14 protein-coding genes and 1 pseudogene are annotated in these 21952 nt (G+C 59.8%); 2 read left to right on the top strand and 13 right to left on the bottom strand.

Going from position 1 to position 21952, the window contains the following annotated elements; translation table 11 throughout:
* The first annotated feature begins 46 nt into the window (after positions 1 to 46).
* Positions 47 to 5662 carry a putative Ig domain-containing protein gene (locus ACIQU2_RS12640; protein WP_403141003.1) on the top strand — a complete coding sequence of 1872 codons (5616 nt, stop codon included), beginning with the start codon at positions 47 to 49 and terminating at the stop codon, positions 5660 to 5662.
* Between the two features lie 567 nt (positions 5663 to 6229).
* Here the strand turns inward: ACIQU2_RS12640 and ACIQU2_RS12635 are convergent.
* From ACIQU2_RS12635 to ACIQU2_RS12600, 8 genes and pseudogenes are all read right to left on the bottom strand, one after another.
* Positions 6230 to 7600 carry an HlyD family type I secretion periplasmic adaptor subunit gene (locus ACIQU2_RS12635; protein ID WP_403141000.1) on the bottom strand — a complete coding sequence of 457 codons (1371 nt, stop codon included), beginning with the start codon at positions 7598 to 7600 and terminating at the stop codon, positions 6230 to 6232.
* Positions 7593 to 9314: a type I secretion system permease/ATPase gene (locus tag ACIQU2_RS12630; RefSeq protein WP_129444115.1), complete on the bottom strand. Its 1722-nt coding sequence runs from the start codon at positions 9312 to 9314 to the stop codon at positions 7593 to 7595. Before ACIQU2_RS12630 ends, ACIQU2_RS12635 begins: the two co-directional genes overlap by 8 nt.
* Before the next feature lie 338 nt (positions 9315 to 9652).
* Positions 9653 to 10897, bottom strand: coding sequence for a saccharopine dehydrogenase family protein (locus ACIQU2_RS12625; protein WP_347804396.1), 1245 nt, complete (start codon positions 10895 to 10897; stop codon positions 9653 to 9655).
* A 27-nt stretch (positions 10898 to 10924) separates the two neighbouring features.
* Complete coding sequence (nspC, locus tag ACIQU2_RS12620) at positions 10925 to 12022, bottom strand: carboxynorspermidine decarboxylase (protein ID WP_283180321.1); 1098 nt, start codon at positions 12020 to 12022, stop codon at positions 10925 to 10927.
* Positions 12023 to 12155: 133 nt separating this feature from the next.
* On the bottom strand, positions 12156 to 12569 hold the full coding sequence (locus tag ACIQU2_RS12615; protein WP_403140995.1) for an arsenate reductase ArsC: 414 nt from the start codon (positions 12567 to 12569) through the stop codon (positions 12156 to 12158).
* Between the two features lie 98 nt (positions 12570 to 12667).
* A pseudogene (locus ACIQU2_RS12610) lies at positions 12668 to 12796 on the bottom strand (ParA family protein); the annotation flags it as partial.
* 96 nt (positions 12797 to 12892) lie between these two features.
* On the bottom strand, positions 12893 to 13828 hold the full coding sequence (locus ACIQU2_RS12605) for a Ppx/GppA family phosphatase (protein ID WP_403140993.1): 936 nt from the start codon (positions 13826 to 13828) through the stop codon (positions 12893 to 12895).
* A 192-nt stretch (positions 13829 to 14020) separates the two neighbouring features.
* Positions 14021 to 14839 (bottom strand): CHAD domain-containing protein, encoded by an 819-nt coding sequence (locus ACIQU2_RS12600; protein WP_403140990.1) that lies wholly within the window; start codon positions 14837 to 14839, stop codon positions 14021 to 14023.
* Positions 14840 to 15193: 354 nt separating this feature from the next.
* On the opposite strand from ACIQU2_RS12600, the gene ACIQU2_RS12595 reads away from it, so the two are divergent.
* The gene (locus tag ACIQU2_RS12595) at positions 15194 to 15841 is read left to right on the top strand and encodes an MliC family protein (RefSeq protein ID WP_403140987.1); all 648 of its coding nucleotides are present in this window, start codon (positions 15194 to 15196) and stop codon (positions 15839 to 15841) included.
* A 53-nt stretch (positions 15842 to 15894) separates the two neighbouring features.
* Here the strand turns inward: ACIQU2_RS12595 and ACIQU2_RS12590 are convergent, their stop codons facing one another.
* From ACIQU2_RS12590 to ACIQU2_RS12570, 5 genes are all read right to left on the bottom strand, one after another.
* Positions 15895 to 17079 (bottom strand): patatin-like phospholipase family protein, encoded by a 1185-nt coding sequence (locus tag ACIQU2_RS12590; protein ID WP_403140984.1) that lies wholly within the window; start codon positions 17077 to 17079, stop codon positions 15895 to 15897.
* Between the two features lie 69 nt (positions 17080 to 17148).
* The gene (locus ACIQU2_RS12585; protein WP_046049847.1) at positions 17149 to 17613 is read right to left on the bottom strand and encodes a MaoC family dehydratase; all 465 of its coding nucleotides are present in this window, start codon (positions 17611 to 17613) and stop codon (positions 17149 to 17151) included.
* Positions 17614 to 17835: 222 nt separating this feature from the next.
* Positions 17836 to 18936, bottom strand: a complete 1101-nt coding sequence (locus ACIQU2_RS12580; protein WP_403140981.1) for an AI-2E family transporter — start codon at positions 18934 to 18936, stop codon at positions 17836 to 17838.
* A 78-nt stretch (positions 18937 to 19014) separates the two neighbouring features.
* Complete coding sequence (locus ACIQU2_RS12575; protein ID WP_046049845.1) at positions 19015 to 19650, bottom strand: response regulator transcription factor; 636 nt, start codon at positions 19648 to 19650, stop codon at positions 19015 to 19017.
* A 4-nt stretch (positions 19651 to 19654) separates the two neighbouring features.
* Positions 19655 to 21931: a PAS domain S-box protein gene (locus ACIQU2_RS12570; protein ID WP_403140978.1), complete on the bottom strand. Its 2277-nt coding sequence runs from the start codon at positions 21929 to 21931 to the stop codon at positions 19655 to 19657.
* Positions 21932 to 21952 lie beyond the last annotated feature (21 nt).

The raw sequence follows: 21952 nt of genomic DNA, 5'->3' as shown, positions 1-21952 counted from the left end.
AATATTGGCAGCTTCCGACGTTTTAGCCTGATACGGAGATAAGCTCATGATTTTCAATGTACAAAATTTTGGCGCCAAAGGAGATGGCATCACAGACGACACGGCGGCGATACAAAGTGCGATTGATGCAGCGGCCGCCGCAGGCGGGGGGCAGGTGTATATGCCGACCGGAACTTATATCGTTTCGGGAGGTGAGGAACCTTCCGACGGCTGCCTGATGCTCAAGAGCAACGTCTACCTGTACGGCGACGGCATGGGCGAAACCACCGTCAAGGTGGCTGACGGCTCCGACACCAAGATCACTGGTGTCATCCGCTCCGCCTATGGCGAGGAAACCCACGACTTCGGCGTCAGCAATCTCACCATCGACGGCAACCGTGACAACACCACCGGCAAGGTCGACGGTTGGTTCAACGGCTACATTCCCGGCCAGGAAGGCTACGACTCCAACGTCACCCTCGACAGCGTCGAGATCAAGGATTGCTCCGGGTACGGTTTCGATCCCCACGAGCAGACCGTCAACATGGTCATCAAGAACAGCGTATCCCACGGCAATGGCCTGGACGGCTTCGTGGCTGACTTTCTCAGCGACAGCACCTTCGAAAACAACGTCGCCTACGACAACGACCGGCACGGTTTCAACGTCGTCACCAGTACCCACGACTTCACCCTGACCAATAACGTTGCCTACAACAACGGCGGCAATGGCATCGTGGTGCAGCGCGGCAGCGAGGACATCCCCTCCCCCAGCAACATCACCATCACCGGTGGCGAGGTGTACGGCAACGGCGCCGAAGGGGTGCTGATCAAGCTGTCCAGCGACGTGACCGTCAGCGGCGTCGATATCCACGACAACACCAGCGCCGGGATCCGCATCTACGGCAGCAACCACGTCGAGATCATCGACAACACGCTCAACAACAATTCCCTTGGCAGCCCGGTACCGGAAATCATCATCCAGTCCTACGACGACACCCTGGGCGTGTCCGGCAAGTACTTCAACGGCAGCGACAACACGATCCAGGGCAACATCATCAGCGGCAGCAACCTGTCGACCTACGGCGTTGCAGAGCGCAATGAAGACGGCACCGATCGCAACGCCATTATTGGCAACACCATCAGCCACACCAGCAAGGGTGCCACGCTGGTCTATGGCGACGGTAGCTACGTCAGCGCCACGGTGCCGATGACCACCGTGCAAGGTACGGCTGGCAACGACACCCTGCTGGGCGGCGCCGAAAGCGAGATTTTCTACGGCGGAGCCGGCAACGACACTATCAATGGCGGGGCCGGCGGCGACATTCTGGTGGGCGGTGCAGGCATCGACAAACTCACCGGCGGTACCGGCGCCGATACGTTCCGTTATGTCGCTCAGTCCGACAGTTACCGCAACGCAACCGCAAGCTTCGATGACACCATCACCGACTTCGACGTCACCCAGGACAAGATCGACCTCGCCGGCCTCGGCTTCACGGGCCTGGGCAATGGCCGTGGCGGCACCTTGCAGGTCAGCTACAGCGCCAGCAACGACCGCACCTACATCAAGGACTACGATGCCGACGCCAGCGGCAATCGCTTCGAATTGATTCTATCGGGCAACCTCGCCAGCACCCTGACCGCCAGCAATTTCATCTTCAATCACGTGGTCACCGGTACCAGCGGCAGCGACTCGTTGCTGGGCAGCGATTCCGCCGACACCCTGCTTGGCCTGGCGGGTAACGACAGCCTCGGTGGCGGAGCGGGCGACGACAAGCTCGACGGCGGTGCCGGCATGGACACCCTCACCGGCGGCACCGGAGCGGACATCTTTGTGTTCTCCAATCGCCTGGACAGCTACCGCAACTACAACACCGGCGGTGCCAACCTTAGCGACGTGATCACCGATTTCGATATCAGCGCCGACAAGATCGACCTCTCGGCCATTGGTTTTACCGGCCTGGGGGATGGCAAGAACAACACCGTGTACCTGGTGCTCAACAGTGCCGGCACCAAGACTTACATCAAGTCCCTGACCGCCGACGCCGATGGCAACCGCTTTGAAGTGACGCTGAACGGCAACTACGTCGACAAGCTGACCAGCGCCAATTTCGTCTTCGCCACTTCGCCAACGGTCAACCATGCGCCGGTGGTGGCAACGGCGTTGCTGGATCAGAACGCAACCGAAAACACCCCGTTCAGCTACGTGGTGCCGGCCACCAGCTTCACCGATCCGGATAACGACAGCCTCAGCTACATCGCCAAACTGGCGAATGGCAGCGCCCTGCCCAGCTGGCTGACATTCGACGCCGCCACCCGTACCTTCAGTGGCACGCCAAGCGACACGGCATCAGGCACTTACTCCATACAGGTCACCGCGTCCGATGGTAGCAATGCAACCGTCAGCGACAGTTTTACCCTGGCCGTACAGGACGTACCCGCCGCACCCACTGTGATCAATGGCACGCCGAACAATGACACGCTGACTGGCACCGCTGCCAACGAACAACTGTTCGGTGGCGCCGGTAACGACACCCTTAATGGCGGCGCCGGCAACGACATTCTGGTCGGCGGCACCGGCGCGGACAAACTCACCGGCGGCGCGGGTGCCGATGTATTCCGCTACACCTCAAATCTCGACAGCTACCGCACCAGTTCCACCAGTGCCAGTGACCAGATCCTCGACTTCGACGTGACCGCCGACAAGATCGACGTCTCGGCGCTCGGCTACACGGCCCTGGGCAATGGCCTGAACGGCACGCTGCAATTGACCTACAGTGCTTCGAGCAACCGTACCTACCTCAAGGATCTTACCGTCGACGCCAACGGCAACCGCTTCGAAGTGTCGATGGCGGGCAACCTGGTGAGCAGCCTGACGGCGAGTCATTTTGTTTTCGCCGGCCAGAACACCCCCAGCAATGCAGCGCCGGTGGTGGCCATTCCCCTCCTCGACCAGAACGCCACCGAAAGCACGCCGTTCAATTACACCGTGACCCATGACAGCTTCACCGACGCCGACCAGGATGCGTTGACCTACACCGCGACCCTCGCTGACGGTAGCGCCCTGCCCGCGTGGCTGAGTTTCAACGCCACCAGCCTGACGTTCAGCGGCACGCCGATCAGCACGGCTTCGGGCAACTACAACGTATTGGTCAAGGCCACCGATCCTTCTGGTGCTTCGGTCAGCGACAGCTTCGCCTTGGCGGTGGCCGATGCGCCCGCCAATACCATCGCCGGCACCAACAATGCCGAAGCCCTCAACGGCACGGCGGGCGCGGACCTGATCCTCGGCCTCGGTGGCAATGACACAATCAAGGCCGGCACCGGCGCGGACATCGTCGACGGTGGCGCCGGACGCGACTCGCTGTACGGCGGCGACGGGGCCGACACCTTCCGCTACACCAACGTGCTCGACAGCTACCGCGACTACGACACCGGCGGTGTCACGGCCACCGACACGATTTATGACTTCACCGCGGGCGTCGACAAGATTGATGTGTCGGGCCTGGGCTTTCTCGGCCTCGGCGATGGCAGCAATGGCACGCTGTACATGACCCTCAACGCGGCCGGCGACAAGACCTACATCAAATCCGCCGAGTCCGACGCCGATGGCAATCGCTTCGAAATCGCCCTCAATGGCAACTACCTCAACACGCTGACCGCCAGTGATTTCGTGTTCGGCGAGCGCGCCCAGCAGGACATCCTCTACCTGCCCACACTCGGCCAATCCAATGCGCGCCTGCTGCGCATGACGGAGGACGACAATCAGTCCGGCACCTCGATGCTGGTCGAAGACCTGGACCGCTACACCCCCTATGACGTGCGCAGCCAGTTCACCGACGCCGATGGCAACGGCATCGACATCGCGGTGGGCGGCAGCACGGTCAACGGCCTGTCGACCATGAGCGCCGAGGAACTCAAGTTGTGCTGGTGGTTGACCGACACCAATCAGCCCGGGGCTGCGCTGTTGCGTGCTGTCGCGTTGCTGGGGGACCAGCGTACCGAATTGCAATCGATCGATAACGTCACCATGGGCATCATTTGGGGCCAGGGCGAGGAAGCCGCCCAGGAGATCGGCCGTGCCACGGACAAAACAGCGGCGGCCGCTGCCTACAAGGACGCGACCCTGAAGGTGTTTGATTACCTGCATACCCAGTTCGGCAGCTTCAGCGTGTACATGATGGAAACCGGTCACTACCAGGAGGATGCGGCGCGAGCCCGGGGTTATTCCGAAGAGAAGATTGCCTCCATTGTCTCGGGCGTAGGCTATGTCCGCGCCGTCCAGGAAGCCATCGCCGCCGAGCGTACCGACGTCAAGCTGGCGGTGGACTACACCGACCTGCCCTTGCGCTACGAAGTCGATCCGCTGGTGTACCCCGACGACGTCTGGCACTTGCACGAGGAATCGGCGGAAATCGTCGGTCAGCGCCTGGCCGACTACATCGCCGATGACCTTGGCTTTCAAGGCAACCCCAGCGACAACAACAGCGCGCAGGCGATTTTCGACAACGCTCAAAACCAGGGCGGGATGATTTCCGGCACCGACCAGGCAGATACCCTGGTGGGCAGCTCGGGCAACGACACACTCGATGGTGACTTGGGTGCCGACTCCATGACCGGTGGCGACGGCAACGACATCTATGTGGTCGATAACGCGTCCGACAGCGTGACGGAAACCAACACTTCACCCTCGCAGATCGATACGGTGCAGGCCTCAGTCAGCTGGACCTTGGGCGCCAACCTCGAGAATCTGGTGCTGACCGGCGTGTCGGACATCGACGGCACCGGTAATGAGCTGCGCAACTTCATCACCGGCAATGCCGCCGCCAACGTGCTCAATGGTGCCGCAGGGGCCGACAGCATGAGTGGTGGCGATGGCAACGACACCTACTATGTCGACAACGCCGATGACACCGTGATCGAGACCAACAGCAATGCGGTGCCTAGAGGGATCGACAGCGTGCACAGCAGACTGGCGGCCTATACCCTCGGCAACAACGTCGAGCAGCTGTATATCGATAGCACTGGCGCCGCCAATGGCACGGGCAACGCGCTGGACAACACGCTGTTCGCCGGTGCCGGCAACAACGTGCTGGACGGGCGCGATGGCAATGACACGGTGTCTTTTGAACGCGCCCTGTCCGGCGTTACCGTAAACCTCTCGACGTCAGCGCAACAAAACACCGGGGGTTCCGGGCTCGACACCTTGAAACTCTTCGAAAACCTGACGGGCAGCGCCTACGCCGACAGTCTGTCGGGCAACAGCGCGGCGAACGTTCTGAGCGGTGGTGCGGGCAACGACACGCTGGTGGGCGGTTCGGGCGATGACCGGTTGATCGGCGGCGCAGGCACCGACACGCTCACCGGTGGCACTAGCGCGGATACCTACGCGTTTGGTGCGCTGTCGGACATGGGCGTCGGGGCTTTGCGTGACGTGATCAGCGGTTTCAAGACCACCGAGGGTGATCATCTGGACCTTACCGGCCTGGACGCCAACCCGCTGACCGCCAACATGGACGCCTTCACCTTCATCGGCAGCAACGCCTTTGACCCCGCCAACGCCACCGGCCAACTGCGCTTTGCCGATGGCATTCTCTACGGCAGTGTCAACGCCGACGCCACCCCCGAGTTCGAATTCGAAGTGGTGGGCGTCAAGGAGCTGAACGCCAGCGACTTTACAGCCTGACGTCTTATGGGAGCGAGCTTGCTCGCTCCCATAAGGGATTTGCAGTGCCCGAAAAACCCAAGACCACCACAGACCCTAATGTCAGTCAGTTAAGCCGCACCCCGATCCTTGTAGCAGCAGGCTTCGCCAGCTGCTACAAGGATCGCGTTGCGGCTTAACTGATTGGCATTAACCACAGACCCAATCACAAACGACCGTGCCGATTACACGGTCGGGTCATTGAGGCGCGAGGCGTCGTACGCAGCGATCCTGGTCATTCCTCTTTGAACGCCGCAAGCAAGCGTTCACGCAAAGGTTTCAAGCCGCAACGCGATCCTTGTAGCAGCTGGCGAAGCCTGCGTTCGGCTGCGCAGCAGTCGTAAAACCTGAGTTTGCGGTCTTCCTGAAACACCGCATCGTCCGATTTCACGACTGCTGCGCAGCCGAACGCAGGCTTCGTCAGCTGCTACAAGGATCGTGTTGCGGCTTGACTGACTGGCATTAACCACAGACCCAATCACAAACGACCGTGTGCGGATTACACGGTCGGGTCATTGAGGCGTGAGGCGTCGAACGCAGCGGTCATGCTCATTCCTCTTTGAACGCCGCAAGCAGGCGTTCACGCAAAGGTTTCATCAGGTAATTCATAAAGGTGCGTTCCCCCGTCACCACCGTGACATCGGCGAGCATGCCGGGGCGCACCAGCAGGCCGGCGGCCTGCAGCGAGGCGACGGTGTCGGCGGGAATTTCGACCTTGGCGGAAAAGTACGGCTGGTGCGTCTGTTCATTGATCAACTGGTCCGCCGACACCGTAGTCACCGTGCCGGTGACCGTCGGCGTATCCACCCGTTGCAGCGCGGTGAAGTGCACATGCACCGGCAGACCCGGGCGCAACTTATTGGCCATCAGCGGCTCGAAACGCGCGGTGATCGCCATCGGCGCATCCAGCGGCACCACTTGCATCAGGGTTTGGCCGGCCTGCGCAACGCCCCCGACCGTATGAATGTTCACGTCCATGACCTGCCCGGACACCGGCGCACGGATCGCACCGTTGTCGACTTCAAACTGCAAGGCATGAATCTGATCGGCATAACCTGCCGCCTCGGCAGAGACCTCGCTGAGCTGGGTTTCGGCATCGCGGCGAAATTCCTGCTGCGCCTGCAAGGCCTTGAGCCGGCTTTCATTGATCGCCTGGCGGGTCCTGCCAACATCGCCCACCCCGGAGGAAATCTGCCCGGCCAATTGGGCTGCGTTGCGTTCGGCCTCGAAGAGTTTGTTGCGCGGAATGTAGCCTTCACTGGCCAATCCACGCAGGCCTTCCAGCTCTTGCTGCTGGAAGCGCATCTGCGTGTCGTAGTTGCGCTTGAGGCCTTCGTAGCCTTGCAACTGCTGCTGCAATGCCGCGGCTTCGTGTTCGATGATCTGCAAGCGGCTGCCCAGTTCTGCGCGGCGGGTCAGAAACAACTGGCTCTGCAAGGCCATGGCGGCCTTGACCCGCGGCTCGGCGGCATGTTCCAGCAGTTCAGCGGGCCATTGAATGTCGGCTGAGCCCAGGCGCTCGGCAATCAACCGCGCCTCGACGCTGCGATCGTTGAGCAACTTGCCCAACGTCACGTCCCGTTGCGACTGCGCCTGCACCGTATTGAGCTGCACCAGCAACTGCCCCTGGGTGACGCGGTCGCCATCGCTGACCAGCAGCTTTTCCACTACCCCGCCGACCAATGACTGCACAGCCTTGCGTTCGCCCGCCACCACCACGGTGCCACTGCCCACGACACCCTGGTCGAGTGGCGCGAGGCAGGCCCAAAGCAGGAAGCCGCCCAGCGTCAGGACCAGGAAACCCACACCATAGCGTGCTGCCCCCCCGGCGTCGGTATTGGCGCAGGGCAGCGTTGTGGCGCCGCGCACGCTCGGCCGTTGCTCGCTGTACGTTTGTGTTCCGGGGGTCAGATCACGCATCTTTGCCAGCCTCCCTGACCGCGGCCGGTCTTGGCCCCGGCATCAATGCTTTGAGCACCCGGTCCCGTGGACCGAATGCTTGTTGAGTGCCGTCCTTGAGCACCAGGATGTGATCGACCACCGCCAGCACATTAGGCCGGTGGGTAATCAGCACCACGGTGCTGCCAGCAGCCTTGAGCGCACGGATGGCCTGCACCAGCGCCTGCTCCCCGGCTTCATCGAGGTTGGAGTTGGGCTCATCGAGCACAATCAGCGACGGGCGCCCATAGAGCGCGCGAGCCAGGCCGAGACGTTGCTTTTGTCCACCGGACAAGCCAAGCCCGCCGGGGCCCAGCGGCGTGTCGTAACCCTTGGGGAACCTCAGGATCATCTCGTGAATGCCGGCGTGACGCCCGGCGGCGATGATCTTGTCGGCGTCCTGCTCGCCAAAGCGGGCAATGTTGTCGGCCACACTGCCGTCGAACAGTTCGATGTCCTGCGGCAGGTATCCAAGGTGCGGGCCCAGGGCGTCGTGGGACCATTGACTGATCTCGGCGTCGTCCAGGCGCACCGACCCGCCCATGGCCGGCCATACCCCGACCAGCGCCCTGGCCAGGGTTGATTTACCACTGGCGCTGGGGCCGACGACGGCGAGTACATCACCTTTGGCCAGGCTGAAATTGATGCCCCGCAGGATCGGTTGCGTGGCGCCGGGCGGGCCGACATACAACTGCTCCAGGCGCACTGCCCCGGTGGGCGGAGGCAAAGGCATGCGCAGGCGCTCGCGCGGATGCTGGGCAAGCAGTTGACTCAGGCGCTGGTAGCTCTGGCGGCCGGAGTTGAATTGCTTCCACGAGCCGATGGCGATTTCCACGGGCGCCAGGGCACGCCCCAGCAGCAGCGACATCGCAATCATCATGCCCGCCGACAATTGGCCTTCAAGCACCAGCAACGCCCCCAAGCCCAGTGCCAGCGACTGTCCGGAGATGCGCACGAAACGGGTCATCGAAGTGATACGCGCGCCGCGGTCGCTGGCATGGGCCTGGGCGGCAATGATGCGTTGCTGCAGCAGGCTCCAACGCTGGCGCAACGGCCCGAGCATGCCCAGGGCCTGGATGACTTCGGCATTGTGAAACGTGCTGTTTACATAGATCGACGACTGCACGCCCAGGCGATTGGCTTCGCCCAAGCGTGTGCGAGTCGACAATTCGCCCCACAGCGCCAGGCCGATCAGCACCAGGGCCAGAACCAGCGTCAGTACGCCGAACCATGGATGAAAGATGAACGCCACCAGCAGGAAGATTGGCAACCACGGCGCATCGAGCAAGGCGATCAGGCCCTGGCCGGTGATCAACTGCCGCAGCGTCGCCAGATCGATGAGCACCTGCGCCGGGTTGGCGTTGTGCTCGCGCAGGCTGCGAGCGAAGGCTGCGTCGAAAATCCGCTCGCCCAAGGCATCGTCCAGCCCCGCGCTCATACGAATCATCACCTCGCCGCGTGCCCACTCGATCAGGGCGCTGAACATGAACAGTCCCAGGGCGATCAAGGTGAGCATGAACAAGGTGGTTTCGTTGCGGCTGGTGAGGACCCGGTCGTACACCTGCATCATGTAGAGCGACGGCACCAGCACCAGCAGGTTGATCACCCCACTGAACAGCGCCAGCGACCAGAACACCCGGCGATAGCTTAATAAAGCGGCATCAATGTCATGACGCGGATCGAGAAGCAAACCCATAGAGTGTCGCTCGCAAAAGGAAAAGTCGGTTCAAGACGCAATCCATCGCGAACGTTTTGCCCTAAGGCATGGAGAAAACACTAAACGTAGCTGGATGCGCCGCAATCAGAGACGGTCCTTGTCGCTACAGGCGCCAATTACTGACCACGCAACCAGGGGTTAGTGCCGGTTCGACGGGCTGGGGTTCAATGTGGGTGACGGGCGGGGATGTTGGAGGCACAGTTCTTGATCTCGTCCTCAACAAGCCCAACACATTACGCACAAACAAAAACGCCGCTCAAAGAGCGGCGTTTTTGCGTATGGAGCGGGAAACGAGGTTCACCTGTATGTTGCGAGCCTCAAGCGTTGCAGCTCCACGGACGATCTCCATTCTCGTCCTTGATGCGGGTCGGCAGGCCCATCACATCCAGCGCCTTGAGGAACGGCTCAGCCGGAAGCTCCTCGACGTTGGCCATGCGCTGCACGTCCCACTCGCCACGGGCGACCAGCAAGGCTGCTGCCACGGGCGGCACGCCGGCGGTATAGGAAATGCCCTGGCTGTCAGTTTCCGCGTAAGCGTCTTCATGATCAGCCACGTTGTAGATAAACACTTCGCGCGGCTGACCATCCTTGGTGCCCTTGACCAGGTCGCCGATGCAGGTCTTGCCGGTGTAGCCAGGCGCCAGCGAGCTCGGATCAGGGAGCACGGCCTTGACCACTTTCAGCGGCACGACTTCCAGGCCCTCGGCGGTCTTGACCGGTTGCTCGGAGAGCAGGCCGAGGTTCCTGAGCACGGTGAACACATTGATGTAGTGCTCGCCGAAGCTCATCCAGAAACGCACGTTGGGCACGCCGAGGTTCTTCGACAGCGAGTGCACTTCATCGTGGCCGGTCAGGTAAAGGTTCTGCGCGCCTACGACCGGCAGGTCATCGGTGCGTTTGACTTCGAACATGGTGTTGCTGGTCCACTGACTGTTCTGCCAGCTCCACACTTGTCCGGTGAATTCGCGGAAGTTGATTTCCGGGTCGAAATTGGTGGCGAAATACTTGCCATGGGAACCGGCGTTGACGTCGAGAATGTCGATCGAGTCAATGCGGTCGAAATACTGTTGTTGCGCCAGTGCTGCATAGGCGTTGACCACACCCGGGTCGAAGCCCACGCCGAGAATGGCGGTAATGTTCTTCTCTTTGCACTCTTCGAGGTGGTTCCACTCGTAGTTGCCATACCAGGGCGGCGTCTCGCAGATTTTGCCGGGTTCTTCGTGAATGGCGGTGTCCAAATAGGCCACGCCGGTATCGATGCAGGCGCGCAGCACCGACATGTTGAGGAAGGCGGAACCGACGTTGATGACGATCTGCGATCCGGTTTCGCGGATCAGCGCCTTGGTCGCTTCGACATCCAGGGCGTTCAGCGAGAAGGCCTGGATATCGGCGGGCACTTTGAGGCTGCCCTTGGCCTTGACGCTGTCGATGATGGCCTGGCACTTGGAGATGTTGCGCGACGCGATAGCAATACGACCGAGTTCATCGTTGTGCTGCGCGCACTTGTGGGCCACCACCTTGGCGACACCTCCTGCACCAATGATAAGCACGTTCTTCTTCAATTTTTCTCTCTCTCCTTCTCTGCCAGCTTACGAAAGGCTGGACATGTAGTCGTTGTAACCAAACTCACGAACCACCTCGACAGTACCGTCGAGTTGTTTCACCACGATGGACGGCATTTTCAGGCCGTTGAACCAATTCTTCTTGACCATGGTGTAACCCGCTGCGTCGATGAACGACAGCCGATCCCCGATAGCTAGCGGACGATCAAATTGATACTCACCGAATATGTCTCCGGCCAGGCAGGATTTGCCGCACACCATGTACGTGTGCTCACCCTCGCTAGGCGCCAGCTTGGCATTCAGGCGATAGATCAGCAGATCGAGCATGTGTGCTTCGATAGAGCTGTCCACGACTGCCAGGTGCTTGCCGTTGTAGAGGGTGTCGAGCACAGTGACTTCCAGCGACGCGCTCTGCGTGATGGCGGCTTCGCCCGGCTCCAGGTAGACCTGCACGCCGTATTTTTGCGAAAAGGTCTTGAGGCGCGCGCAGAACTCGTCCAGCGCGTAGCCTTCACCAGTGAAATGGATACCGCCACCGAGGCTGACCCACTCGACCTTGTGCAGCAAGTCGCCGAAGCGTTCTTCGATGGTGCACAGCATCTGGTCGAACAGGCCGAAATCACCGTTCTCGCAGTTGTTGTGGAACATGAAGCCAGAGATCTGCTCGATGACCTGCTCGATCTTCACCGGGTCCCACTCGCCCAGACGGCTGAACGGCCGCGCAGGGTCGGCCAGCAGATAATCCGAGCTGCTCACCTGCGGATTGACCCGCAGGCCGCGCACCTTGCCTGCTGAAGCCTCGGCGTAGCGCTGCAACTGGCTGATGGAGTTGAAGATGATCTTGTCGCAGTTGTCGAGCATCTCCTCGATCTCGTCGTCGGCCCAGGCCACGCTGTAGGCATGGGTCTCGCCAGCGAACTTCTGTCGACCGAGCTTGAGCTCGTAGAGCGACGACGACGTGGTGCCGTCCATGTATTGCTGCATCAGGTCGAACACCGACCAGGTGGCGAAGCACTTGAGTGCCAGGAGCGCCTTGGCCCCGGATTGTTCGCGCACATAGGCGATCTTCTGCATGTTCGCCAGCAGCTTTTGTTTGTCGATGAGGTAGTACGGCGTTTTGATCATTTCGAGGCGCCTCCGGCAAGGCCAGCCAAAAAAGGATGCGCATTGTGCCTTCACTGGCTACATATCGAAAGAGCAGGAAGCACTCTCCACGCGAATCGTGGCTCAATTTAAGTCCCAGGCACCTCGAACAGTTTCACTGCCTGGTCTTAACGGTGACAAACATTTTAATGCGGTCGTGAATTTCCTGGAGAGTATGACGAAAAGGCTCATGTCTCTCGCTGGTCGTCGGGTCTTCAAAACTCCACACGATCACTTCGCCCGAGGATGGCATCCGAGTGGCCTCTTCGGACGATTTATCGCACAGAGTGATTACATAATCGAACGGCTGCCCCTCAAGCTCATCGATGGCTTTACTACGCAGTCCCGTGCGGTCTACACCAATATGATCGAGAGATTCCAAGGTACGTGGGTCGATCTCACTGGCCTCGAGGCCAGCGCTGCAGGGTTCGAAGTGAACCGAGTCAGTGTGTCGCAGCAGTGCTTCGGCCATGAGTGAACGAACGTCATTTTTTGCGCAAACGAACAGCACTCGAAATTTGTCAGCCATGACTCTCTCCCCAATCTCAGTCTGTTGAACCAGTAATCTTAGTCGACGGGTAGCCGCCCCGTTCAGGCCTGGCTTTCAAGCAAGTTGAACAGCTCCACGTAAATCGCTTGGCGAGAAAAGTTATCGCAATCGGAAGGGATCAAACAGCGGTCAGCGGCGATCAAATGCAAGTTGTCGAAGCGGGTTTCATGGATATGGGCTTGGGCCTTCTTTGAGGCCGGGCCAGCATCATGTCTTTCCCTGAGTTTTATAGTTTCAAGCACTGAAAAAGCTGTAACGATTCAACGTAAAAGTCCCTGCTCTGCAAGGTTGCTATGGGTTGGTCAGTGATTACACATCAGACCATGAAGAACGCCGAACCTCAAACCCGGCTCGGAAGGCGTCATATGCGAGACACCAAACACCTTGAATGCCGCCAGCATGAGTACAAGACCTCCAGGCAAGATGCTCTGGCGATGGCTTTGCAAGCCCGCCAGCCGAAGCTGTTTGACATGTCCCACTTCAAGCAGGCGCAACGACAAGCGCAACAGGCCGCTGTAGGTGATGCCGTTTTCGCCATAGTCGTTCAACCCGTTGGCCTTGAGAACTTTGGCCAGCATCCGTGCGGTGCCCGAAGAACCTATCACCTGCTGCCAACCCAACGCGCGATAACGACGCGCCACCTTTTCAAACTGCAATGTGGCTACACGCTCAGCCTCCAGGAGTGCCTTAGCCGTAATACAGCCACCCTGAAAGTAACGCGCGCCGAAGGTGCCGCTGCCAATGGCAATACTTTCGGTCAATAAGGGCTGAGCGCCCTGCCCCAGAATCAGTTCAGTGGAGCCGCCACCGATATCCACGACCAGTCGCCTGCTCTGTGTACCCGGCACCGTATGAGCAACACCGGCGTACACCAGTCGGGCCTCTTCATGCCCAGAGATGACGTCAATCCGGAAACCCAGGTGCCGCTCCGCGCTGGCCAAGAACAGTTGAGCATTGTCGGCTTCGCGCACTGCACTGGTCGCTACCGCCCGCACACGTCCGGCCTCAAAGCCGCGTAACTTTTTGCCAAATCGTGCGAGCGCTTGCCATCCCCGATCCAACGCCAACTCGTCTAGTGCCCCGCCTTGAGACCCTTCCGCCAAACGGACAGGTTCACGCAAGGTTTTCACTTCCTGGATCACGAACCCCTGACGTCGTCTGACTGACTGGCCGATCATCATGCGAAACGCATTAGAACCAAGGTCAATGGCTGCAAACAGAGGGGCGTCTCCTTTCATGGGGGGATTCCTTGCAAGCTGAGCGCACTAGGCAGTTTGCGAGGATCTTGCCATGGAGTCGATGACGCTAAGATGACACCCTCTACCCTTTACGAATAAGCAGACACCAGGATCGCGGGTCTTGAGGATGTGATCTTCAAAGGATGCAAAAAATGTGTCATCGCGCTGTAACCTTCGACAGCAATACTCAGGCTATACAACGCGTGCTCGTTCTTCCGCTGCCACTTTAGGCGGCTTTTTTTTGCCTGATGATTTTGGCAGCAGTTTTGCCAACCCTACCAATTGGGTCTCGGCTTTTTCGAGAGCGGTCGCTGCGCAGCTCTGCCATATCTTTTCCAGCGGGCGCAGGTCGGATTCGTTCAGCGCCTTTTGGCACCACTGATAATGGTCATGCCATGAACCCAAAGCCGATTGCAGTGCCTTGAGAGAACTCGCCGCTTTACGCGAGAGAGGTGAAAGCTTGGGAAAAGCTTCCGTGAGGTAGCGCGTGCGCTTGACCAGGATTCTCAGCTCGTGCCGATCAAATTCAGTGTCATCCACGGCAGCATGCAGTCGATCAATCTGCTTTTTCAGTGCTTTTTCGATTTGAGGCTGGATGTGTTTTAAACCGCCGCTGACTTCAACTGAGCGAAAAGAGGAAGGCCACATATCCAATTGAATGAACAGGTTCTTGAGGGCCGGGCTTTTTAGAATCCTGGAGTAGTTAGACATCAAGCGCGCTTTTCTGAGCTGAACCTGGGCAGGAAAACCCCTGCCCTCCAGTTCCTGAATCATCACCTCCAGATCCCGAGCGGGTGTAGTCAGCCTTCCCACTTCAGCTGCCGCGATGTTCAGGGTTGCCACCTCGGTCATGGAACGCATCGGGCGGAGCAAACTCCTGATACGCCTCACGGCGATCCTGAGATCGTGCAAAGCTTCGCTATCAGTCCGTGCCTCCAGCCGAGCACGGGCGTGATACAGGGCAACCTGAAGGGCCAGTATCTCAGCAACGAACTTGTCGACGAATGCCATTCGGTCATCTCATTGAAACGGGATGGACACGAGCTTAGCAGAAGCATCGATCATCAATATTGACTCTCCTTGAGAGCTCACCGCGGCCACTGGAAAGGCAGTGAGTCCGACGCCGGGAACATGAGTCAGTGTTGGAGCAAATGCAGAACCGGCTGAGCAACGCGCCGGAGATGCTGCTCTCCCTGCGGGAGACATCCGCGTGCCCCCCTCCTACAACCCAGTCAACGCCGGGAGTGGCAAGTTTTGAGCACTGACTTACACTGCGATACACCCAATGCGAACGAATGAATGTTCAACAGATCGATAGGTTCCATGGCAATCCGGGGATCACGTAATGATCTGGGTGAAGCCAACATGAAAACGGTCACGACCCTTTTCACCTGTCTGCTCGCTGCCAGCGTTTGCGCGGCGACGAGCACCTGCGCAAATGCTGCGTCGTTCAAGACCAGCTTCGACTGCGCCACGGCAAGGGCATCCGTCGAAAAGCTTATCTGTCGCGATTCGCAACTGGCGCAGATGGATATCGAATTGACGCGTCTTTATCGCCTGGCGCTCACAGATGAACGCTCAGTACCGCGGCCAGACAAAGTCTTGATCGACCAGCAGTTCTGGATCGACTCCCGTAATCAGTGTGCGTCCACGCCTGAGCCCAAGGCGTGCACGATCCGAAGTTATGTCGAGCGCGCGCACCAGCTACGCCAAGGTTCGGCCATTGTGAGAACCAAGGATCCAGACAGGCTTACCGAAGGCCCCTTGGCTTTTCGTTGTACAGGGTTTAACGAACTGATTGCCGCCACCTTCTTTAACACGCAGCCAGGTGTCGTGTACCTGAAATGGGCGAACACCTCGATCACCCTGAGCCAGGTGCCGAGTGATTCGGGAACCCAATACACTGGCAAGGATTCCCAGGGGAACTACCGCTTCTGGCAAGACGGCAACGGGGTCATTTTCCAGAAGCCAGGCTCAGGGGCAATGAATTGTACGGCCGAGCCGGTCAGCTGATTTCTCTTGGGCAAATGCGGGATATTTTGGGCAGGCAGAGCGCCGGCCCTATCTCACGTACTCGGCGATTTATGCCACGGATAGCCTTTCGCACTGAGTTCAAAGGCGTATTCGAACAATCGCTTCATGTACTCGCCATCAAATCTATGATTGCGAGAAATATCAAAGTCGGAGCCGATGTACGCCAGATTGAAGTCCGCCCCATCCTGCTGTGCAATTCGGTAAATTCGATCCAGATCGCTGATCCCCTGAGTCTGGATCAATGCGCTGATGGCGCGACCGCCGATGCTCAAGGTGCGGCGTTTCGTTCCGGACCACTGCAGCTCCAGTTTGCCGTTGCGAATGACATAGAAATGCCGTTCATCACGCAAACGCGCCCCGGTCACGCGGTTCAGCGCCATCACGGTGCCGGGTGGGTAAAGGAACACCTGAGTCAGGACGCCTCCGTCCACGTGCATTTCCTGAAACTGTTGACCGTCAACCTCCACATCGATCATGACGGGTGAGACGGCGCCAGGAATACTCATCGACGCGACCATGATGTTGCGAAACAGGTCGAGCGCGCCCGGTGCCTGGCTCGAGGCAATAGCGCCCATGTTCCAGGTGACCGGGCGCCCTGAATCAAGATCGGTGGTGCCGATCATCAGAAGACGTCCTTTGGCGTATTCCGACGCGATCGCCGCAAGAATCTCGGCAGTGATGTGCTGTGCAATCAGCCGCGACAGTGGCTTGCTGTGTGCCATACCATCGCTGGCAAGACGGGTCAGCACACTGCGCGGATGGAAAATGTCTTTTGGACCGACTGCATTGCAGATACCCAGAATGACACCGTCGTACTGGGGCCCCAGGTAGGCAAACGGGGCGACCAGGGCGCCAGCGCTAATGCCGGTGACGACTTTGAACACAGGTCGAGTCCCATGCAGGGTCCATCCCGCAATGATGCCCCCGGCGAATGTGCCTGCATCGCCGCCCCCCGAAACGGCCAGCATGCTTGCCAGCGGCAGGGTGTCATTGGGCATCCCTGCGCTGGCGAGCGCTTCAGCCTCTCGAATGTTGGCCTGACTCACATCCCGAATGAACGGGGTCAGATCCTGGTCCAGCCAGTAGCGAGCATCTGGAATGTCAGGGATGAGCGCTTTTTCGGTTAACGTTGGCGGCACCGCATCTCGGCGTTGCAGGCACGCTTGACGCAACATGTTCAGCGTTGAGGCGCTAGGCCTGAGCAGGAATGTTTTCAAAACGCCTCCTCCGACCCCAGCAACCGACAGAGCCCATCACGCACGCTCCACACACCCATGACGACCTTCTCAATCAGGCGCCGGTCTTCTGAAGACCAGCAGTTTGCCGGTGGCTCGCTGCACGACCTTGTCGTTTTGATTGAGTGTTTCCATGAACAGGGTCACCACACCCCGATCTGGCTTGGAGCTGGATGGATCGATGGCCTGCACGGTACATTGCAGACGCAACAGATCGTCCGGGTAGGTCGGCGTCGGCCAGCTCAACTCGATGCCCAGGCCGATGATCCCGTCTGCCAATGGCACGCTTTCCACCAACAGCTTCATGGTCAGGGCGGCGGTGTTCCAGCCACTGGCTGCCAGGCCACGGAACAGGCTCAGCTCGGCGAGTTCAGGATCGAGGTGAAACGGTTGCGGGTCGAACTCCTGAGCAAAGGCCAGCATCGACGCTCGATGGACACGCAGGCTGTCGCTTTCGAACTGCTGACCCAGACTCAGGTCATCGAGGTAGAGTTTTTCCCAGGAATGGATGGTCATGATTCAACCCTCTTTAGGCGTAGCTGATGTCGCTGAGGTCGATAGCCACCACTCACGTCCACGTTGTAGTCGTGTCGACGAAGCAGGAAGTCCTCGCCGAAGTAGAAATCCTGCACCGCGCAGTGAGTGGCGAAGTCCAAACGGTCATCTGGCGGGGCGCACTGTCCTGCTCGTCAGGGCGAATGGCCTGAATATCTTTCATGCTAGCGCAAGCCCGGGTACTTATAACGTCGGCGGGACGTCCGGTCTGTTCTGCGGCTGATCTTCCACCCATTGCCAGAACAACTGATAGCCGACCGCAAGCACCACCGGGCCGATGAACAGCCCGATAATGCCACTGGTGACCATGCCGCCCAGTGCACCGATCAGCACCACCGGCATCGGCACATCGACACCGCGCCCCAGCAGCAATGGCTTGAGTACGTTATCCACCAGGCCAGCAACGAACACGTAGATGGAGAAAACAATGGTCGCCGTGCTGGCCCCCTCGGTGGCGAACACAAAGGCAATCACGGGCAGCGTAATCAGCGTCGCCGGCAATTGCATGATGCCGAGCAGCAGCACCGCGAAGGCAAGCAGCCCGGCACCGGGGACGCCCATGAGCACGAATCCGATGCCCACCAGCAGCATCTGGATGAAGGCGATGCCGACCACCCCCAGCGCGACCGCACGGATCGTTGCGGTACACAGTTCGGCGATTTTCGGCCCCTTGGCCGGACCACTGACGCGGGCCGCGATCTTTACCGCGCTGCGGCTGCCGCTCTCGCCATAGGCCATGAAAATGCCGGCGATGATCAATGCAAAAATAAAGGTGAGGAACCCCATGCCGACGCCGGCGAGTTTGGCCAATAAACTCACGCTGAAATGTTTTATCTGGGGCAGGTACTTCGCTGTCAGGTCGGGAAGATCGGTTGAGGCCTGCAGCCATACAGCAGAGACCGACTTGCCCACTAACGGCCAGTCAGCGACTGAGTCAGCGGGGGGCGGAATATGGAAGTTGCCGTCCCTGACGGTGGTCATGGCGTGCTCGACCGAATCGGCAATCGAGGTGACCAACAGATAGATCGGCACCATGAGCACAACGATGGCGATCAGCACAATCAGCGTCGCAATGCGGCCGTCTTTCTGACCCCGCGGCCCCTTGAGTCGCTGTTGCAATGGGTAAAAGGTGATCGCCAGGATCAGCGACCACAGCATGAGGTCGCGGAACGGGCTGAAGATCTCAAAGCAGAACAGCACCAGTACGGCAATCAGTCCGGCACGGATCAAAACATCGAGCAGACTGCGTGTGAACGCCTTCTCGGAGCTGGATGTGGGCACCATTGCTGCCTCCTTGCAGATCGCTGCAGAGGGATGAGATCGGTTAGCCCAGCATAGACGCTCAATGGAAAACGCGACCAATCACCGCAGCTTCAGCGGATCAACCAGTTCAGCGGCGATGGCCATGCCCACCAGGTCCGGCAAGGTATTGGCCTGCATGCGTTTCATCACTCGCGAGCGATACAGGTCGACGGTTTTTGCGCTCACGCCCAGTTGTTCAGCGATTTCACGGGTGGTGTAACCCTGGACCAGCGGCAGCAAGACATCGCGCTCCCGAGGGGTCAGTGTCAGCAAGCGTGCCTGCAAGGCTTCATGGCCCTGATTGCCCGAGCGGTTTGCTGCGCAGTTACTAAGCGCTTGTTGCACGCTGTCCAGCAGCAATTGCTCGTTATAGGGCTTCTCGATGAAGTCATGGGCACCTGCCTTGAAGGCGCGAACCACGATCGGCACATCCGCGTGCCCGCTGACGAAAATGATCGGCAAGTTCAGCTCACGTGTGCGCATTTCTTCCTGCACGTTCAAACCGCCCATGCCGGGCATGCGAACATCGAGCAGCACGCAGGCATCGAGCGTGGCATCACAAGCATTGAGAAACTCCACGCCACTGGTAAATGGCAAGGCCTTGAGCCCTACCGATTCCAATAACCAGACCGTTGAATCGAGCATGCCTTGATCGTCGTCGACCACATACACCACGTGCTCCGTCACACCTGCCATTACGTTATTCCTGTTGTTGTTTTGTTGGGCCGGCCAGCGGCAAACGGCAGCACATCAGCAGCCCGACAGATTGGCGTCGGGCCTGCAATTCGCCACCGAAACCTTCGATGATGCTGCGGCTCATGGACAAGCCAAGTCCCAGGCCATCGGCCTTGCTGGTATAGAACGGGGTAAATATCTGCTCCAGTTCCGGTCCGCTGACGCCTGGCCCCTGGTCTTGCACACTGATTTCCACGGTTGCACCACCGCCCTGCCCCGCAGCCATCACGATCAGCGAAGGTTGCCCCGGATGTTGTTCGCGGTTAGCGTCGATGGCATTGCGCAACAGATTGAGCAGCACCTGCTCCAGCAGCACCCGGTCGGCATAAATCGGCGGCAGATTATCCGGCAGGCGATCCTCGATTGTCACTTGGCAATTGCTCGCTTCCCAGGCACATAAACGCACGGCCTCGCGGGCGACGTCGGTGAAATTCAGGGCTTGCATCCGGCGTTGTCCCTTGCGCAGAAACGCGCGCAAACGTCTGATCACTTCTGAAGCATGCGTGGCGTGATGGGTAATGCGCTCCAGCCCTTGCGCCACTCGGGCGGCGGCTTGGGGATTGGAATCCAGCGTCTGTAAATAGCGCTGGCTGGCATTGGCGTAATTGACCACCGCCGCCAATGGCTGGTTGATTTCGTGAGCGATGCCCGAGGCCAATTCACCCAGGGTGACCAACCGCGCCGTGTGTGCCAGTTCGTCCTGATGACGGCGCTGTTGCACTTCACGCAGTTCACGCTCGGTCATGTCCCGCGCCACCAAGGAGTAATAGCGCTCGCCGCCGGCCGAACGGTGCGCCAGCAGCACCAGCGACACCGGCACTGAAGTGCCGCCACCCGGTGGCTGCAATCGCGCATCGGTGCTCCAGACACCGTCGCGTTCGGCGCTGCTCCAGCCATCGCGCTGCAGACGTGCCAGGTCGCCGCTGGCGAACAATTGCGCCAGGGCCGGCATCGGTTGTTGCTCGTCGATCCCGAGAATGCGCCGCGCCGCCGGGTTGAGGTAAGTGACTTGCCCCTCGGGGTCGATGAACAACACCGGATCGGTGTTGGCCTCGACGACCTCCGCCAGGCGCCGCTTGTTCTCCTCGGCTTGTACTCGGGCGGTGATGTCCCGGGACACGCTGACCACTTCGACTACCGTGCCGGTGTAGGTTTCACGAATCGCCCGGCTCGCGGTTTCGAACCACAGGTAATGCCCGTCTCGATGGCGAATGCGATAGGTCATCGTGTGATAACCGTCCTGCTCCAGGGCATCCCGCGCGCGCTGCACCAGGCTGGCCAGGTCCTGACCATGGAACAAGCCCTGGGCCATTTGCCCGCGCAACTCCTCCGGCCAATAGCCAAGCAATGTCCAGGACGCGGGCGAGGCATCCAGAAAGCGCCCGTCCGGTGTGTGTCGGGAAATCAGGTCGGTGGTGTTCTCGATGATCAGCCGGTACAGCCGCCGTGCCGTGGCGGCTTCACGCTCGGCCAACACTTGTGCCGTGGCATCGCGGCAACGGGCGAGCACGCGGTTGTCCTGGGGATCGGGGATAAACGTCCAGATCAGGATCTGCGCTTTGAATTGGGCTTCGACCCCGTCGATGGCGCGTTGCTGGTCGAGGCAGGCACGGACCAGCACCCGGTGATTGACCGGCAAAAAGCCCAGCACATCGGTCAGCGGCTTTTCGGCGAGCAGTGCCAACAGCGCGGCATTGAATTCCAGCGGTCGGCCCTGGGCATCGAGCAACAGACTCGGTTGCGGATCGTGGCCCAACAGCGGCGAGCCCCGCAACATGCCGTTGACGCTGCTCAGCAACGTCGTCAGCAAGTCCTGCACCCAACCCAGCCAATCAAGACTCACGCCCTCGCACACTTCCACCAACAACAAACCCGGCTGCCCAGGCGTCAAGGCCAGATCAAACACCTGGCCATGGCTGATAGCCGCCCGGCGCAGTCGGCCGGCCAGCCAGCAATCGAGTTGACGTACTTGAGCCAGGTCCAGCCGTCCCGCCTCGACCAGCCGATCAAACAGCCGCTGATCGCTGGCCAGCGAAGGGTCGCCCAGCCCCGGTGGAAAATGCTGGGCGGCGCCCTCGTGGCTGTAAATCCGCGCATTGGGTTGCCAACTCAGATAAACCGCCCGGCGCACCTCGGGGCAATCCTGCAGCGCACGGCACAACGCATCGGCCCGGGCGGCCAGAGACACACCCTCGCGCTGCAGGCGCAACCAGCTGTGCAATCGAACGGGGGTCAGGGTCATCACAGGTCCGCTTCGTTGGGG

Source organism: Pseudomonas sp. NPDC098740 (genome assembly GCF_044760065.1).
GTDB lineage: Bacteria > Pseudomonadota > Gammaproteobacteria > Pseudomonadales > Pseudomonadaceae > Aquipseudomonas > Aquipseudomonas rossensis.
The sequence above is the reverse complement of the archived record's forward strand: the minus strand, read 5'-3'. Positions and strand labels throughout refer to the sequence as shown.

What these genes read in the sequence shown, in the direction of transcription:
- ACIQU2_RS12635 (WP_403141000.1), bottom strand. Translation starts at nt 7,600, where the DNA reads ATGCGTGATCTGACCCCCGGAACACAAACGTACAGCGAGCAACGGCCG.
- ACIQU2_RS12580 (WP_403140981.1), bottom strand. Translation starts at nt 18,936, where the DNA reads ATGGTGCCCACATCCAGCTCCGAGAAGGCGTTCACACGCAGTCTGCTC.
- ACIQU2_RS12600 (WP_403140990.1), bottom strand. Translation starts at nt 14,839, where the DNA reads ATGGCATTCGTCGACAAGTTCGTTGCTGAGATACTGGCCCTTCAGGTT.
- ACIQU2_RS12640 (WP_403141003.1), top strand. Translation starts at nt 47, where the DNA reads ATGATTTTCAATGTACAAAATTTTGGCGCCAAAGGAGATGGCATCACA.
- ACIQU2_RS12570 (WP_403140978.1), bottom strand. Translation starts at nt 21,931, where the DNA reads ATGACCCTGACCCCCGTTCGATTGCACAGCTGGTTGCGCCTGCAGCGC.
- ACIQU2_RS12595 (WP_403140987.1), top strand. Translation starts at nt 15,194, where the DNA reads ATGAAAACGGTCACGACCCTTTTCACCTGTCTGCTCGCTGCCAGCGTT.
- ACIQU2_RS12575 (WP_046049845.1), bottom strand. Translation starts at nt 19,650, where the DNA reads ATGGCAGGTGTGACGGAGCACGTGGTGTATGTGGTCGACGACGATCAA.
- ACIQU2_RS12585 (WP_046049847.1), bottom strand. Translation starts at nt 17,613, where the DNA reads ATGACCATCCATTCCTGGGAAAAACTCTACCTCGATGACCTGAGTCTG.
- nspC (WP_283180321.1), bottom strand. Translation starts at nt 12,022, where the DNA reads ATGATCAAAACGCCGTACTACCTCATCGACAAACAAAAGCTGCTGGCG.
- ACIQU2_RS12605 (WP_403140993.1), bottom strand. Translation starts at nt 13,828, where the DNA reads ATGAAAGGAGACGCCCCTCTGTTTGCAGCCATTGACCTTGGTTCTAAT.
- ACIQU2_RS12630 (WP_129444115.1), bottom strand. Translation starts at nt 9,314, where the DNA reads ATGGGTTTGCTTCTCGATCCGCGTCATGACATTGATGCCGCTTTATTA.
- ACIQU2_RS12615 (WP_403140995.1), bottom strand. Translation starts at nt 12,569, where the DNA reads ATGGCTGACAAATTTCGAGTGCTGTTCGTTTGCGCAAAAAATGACGTT.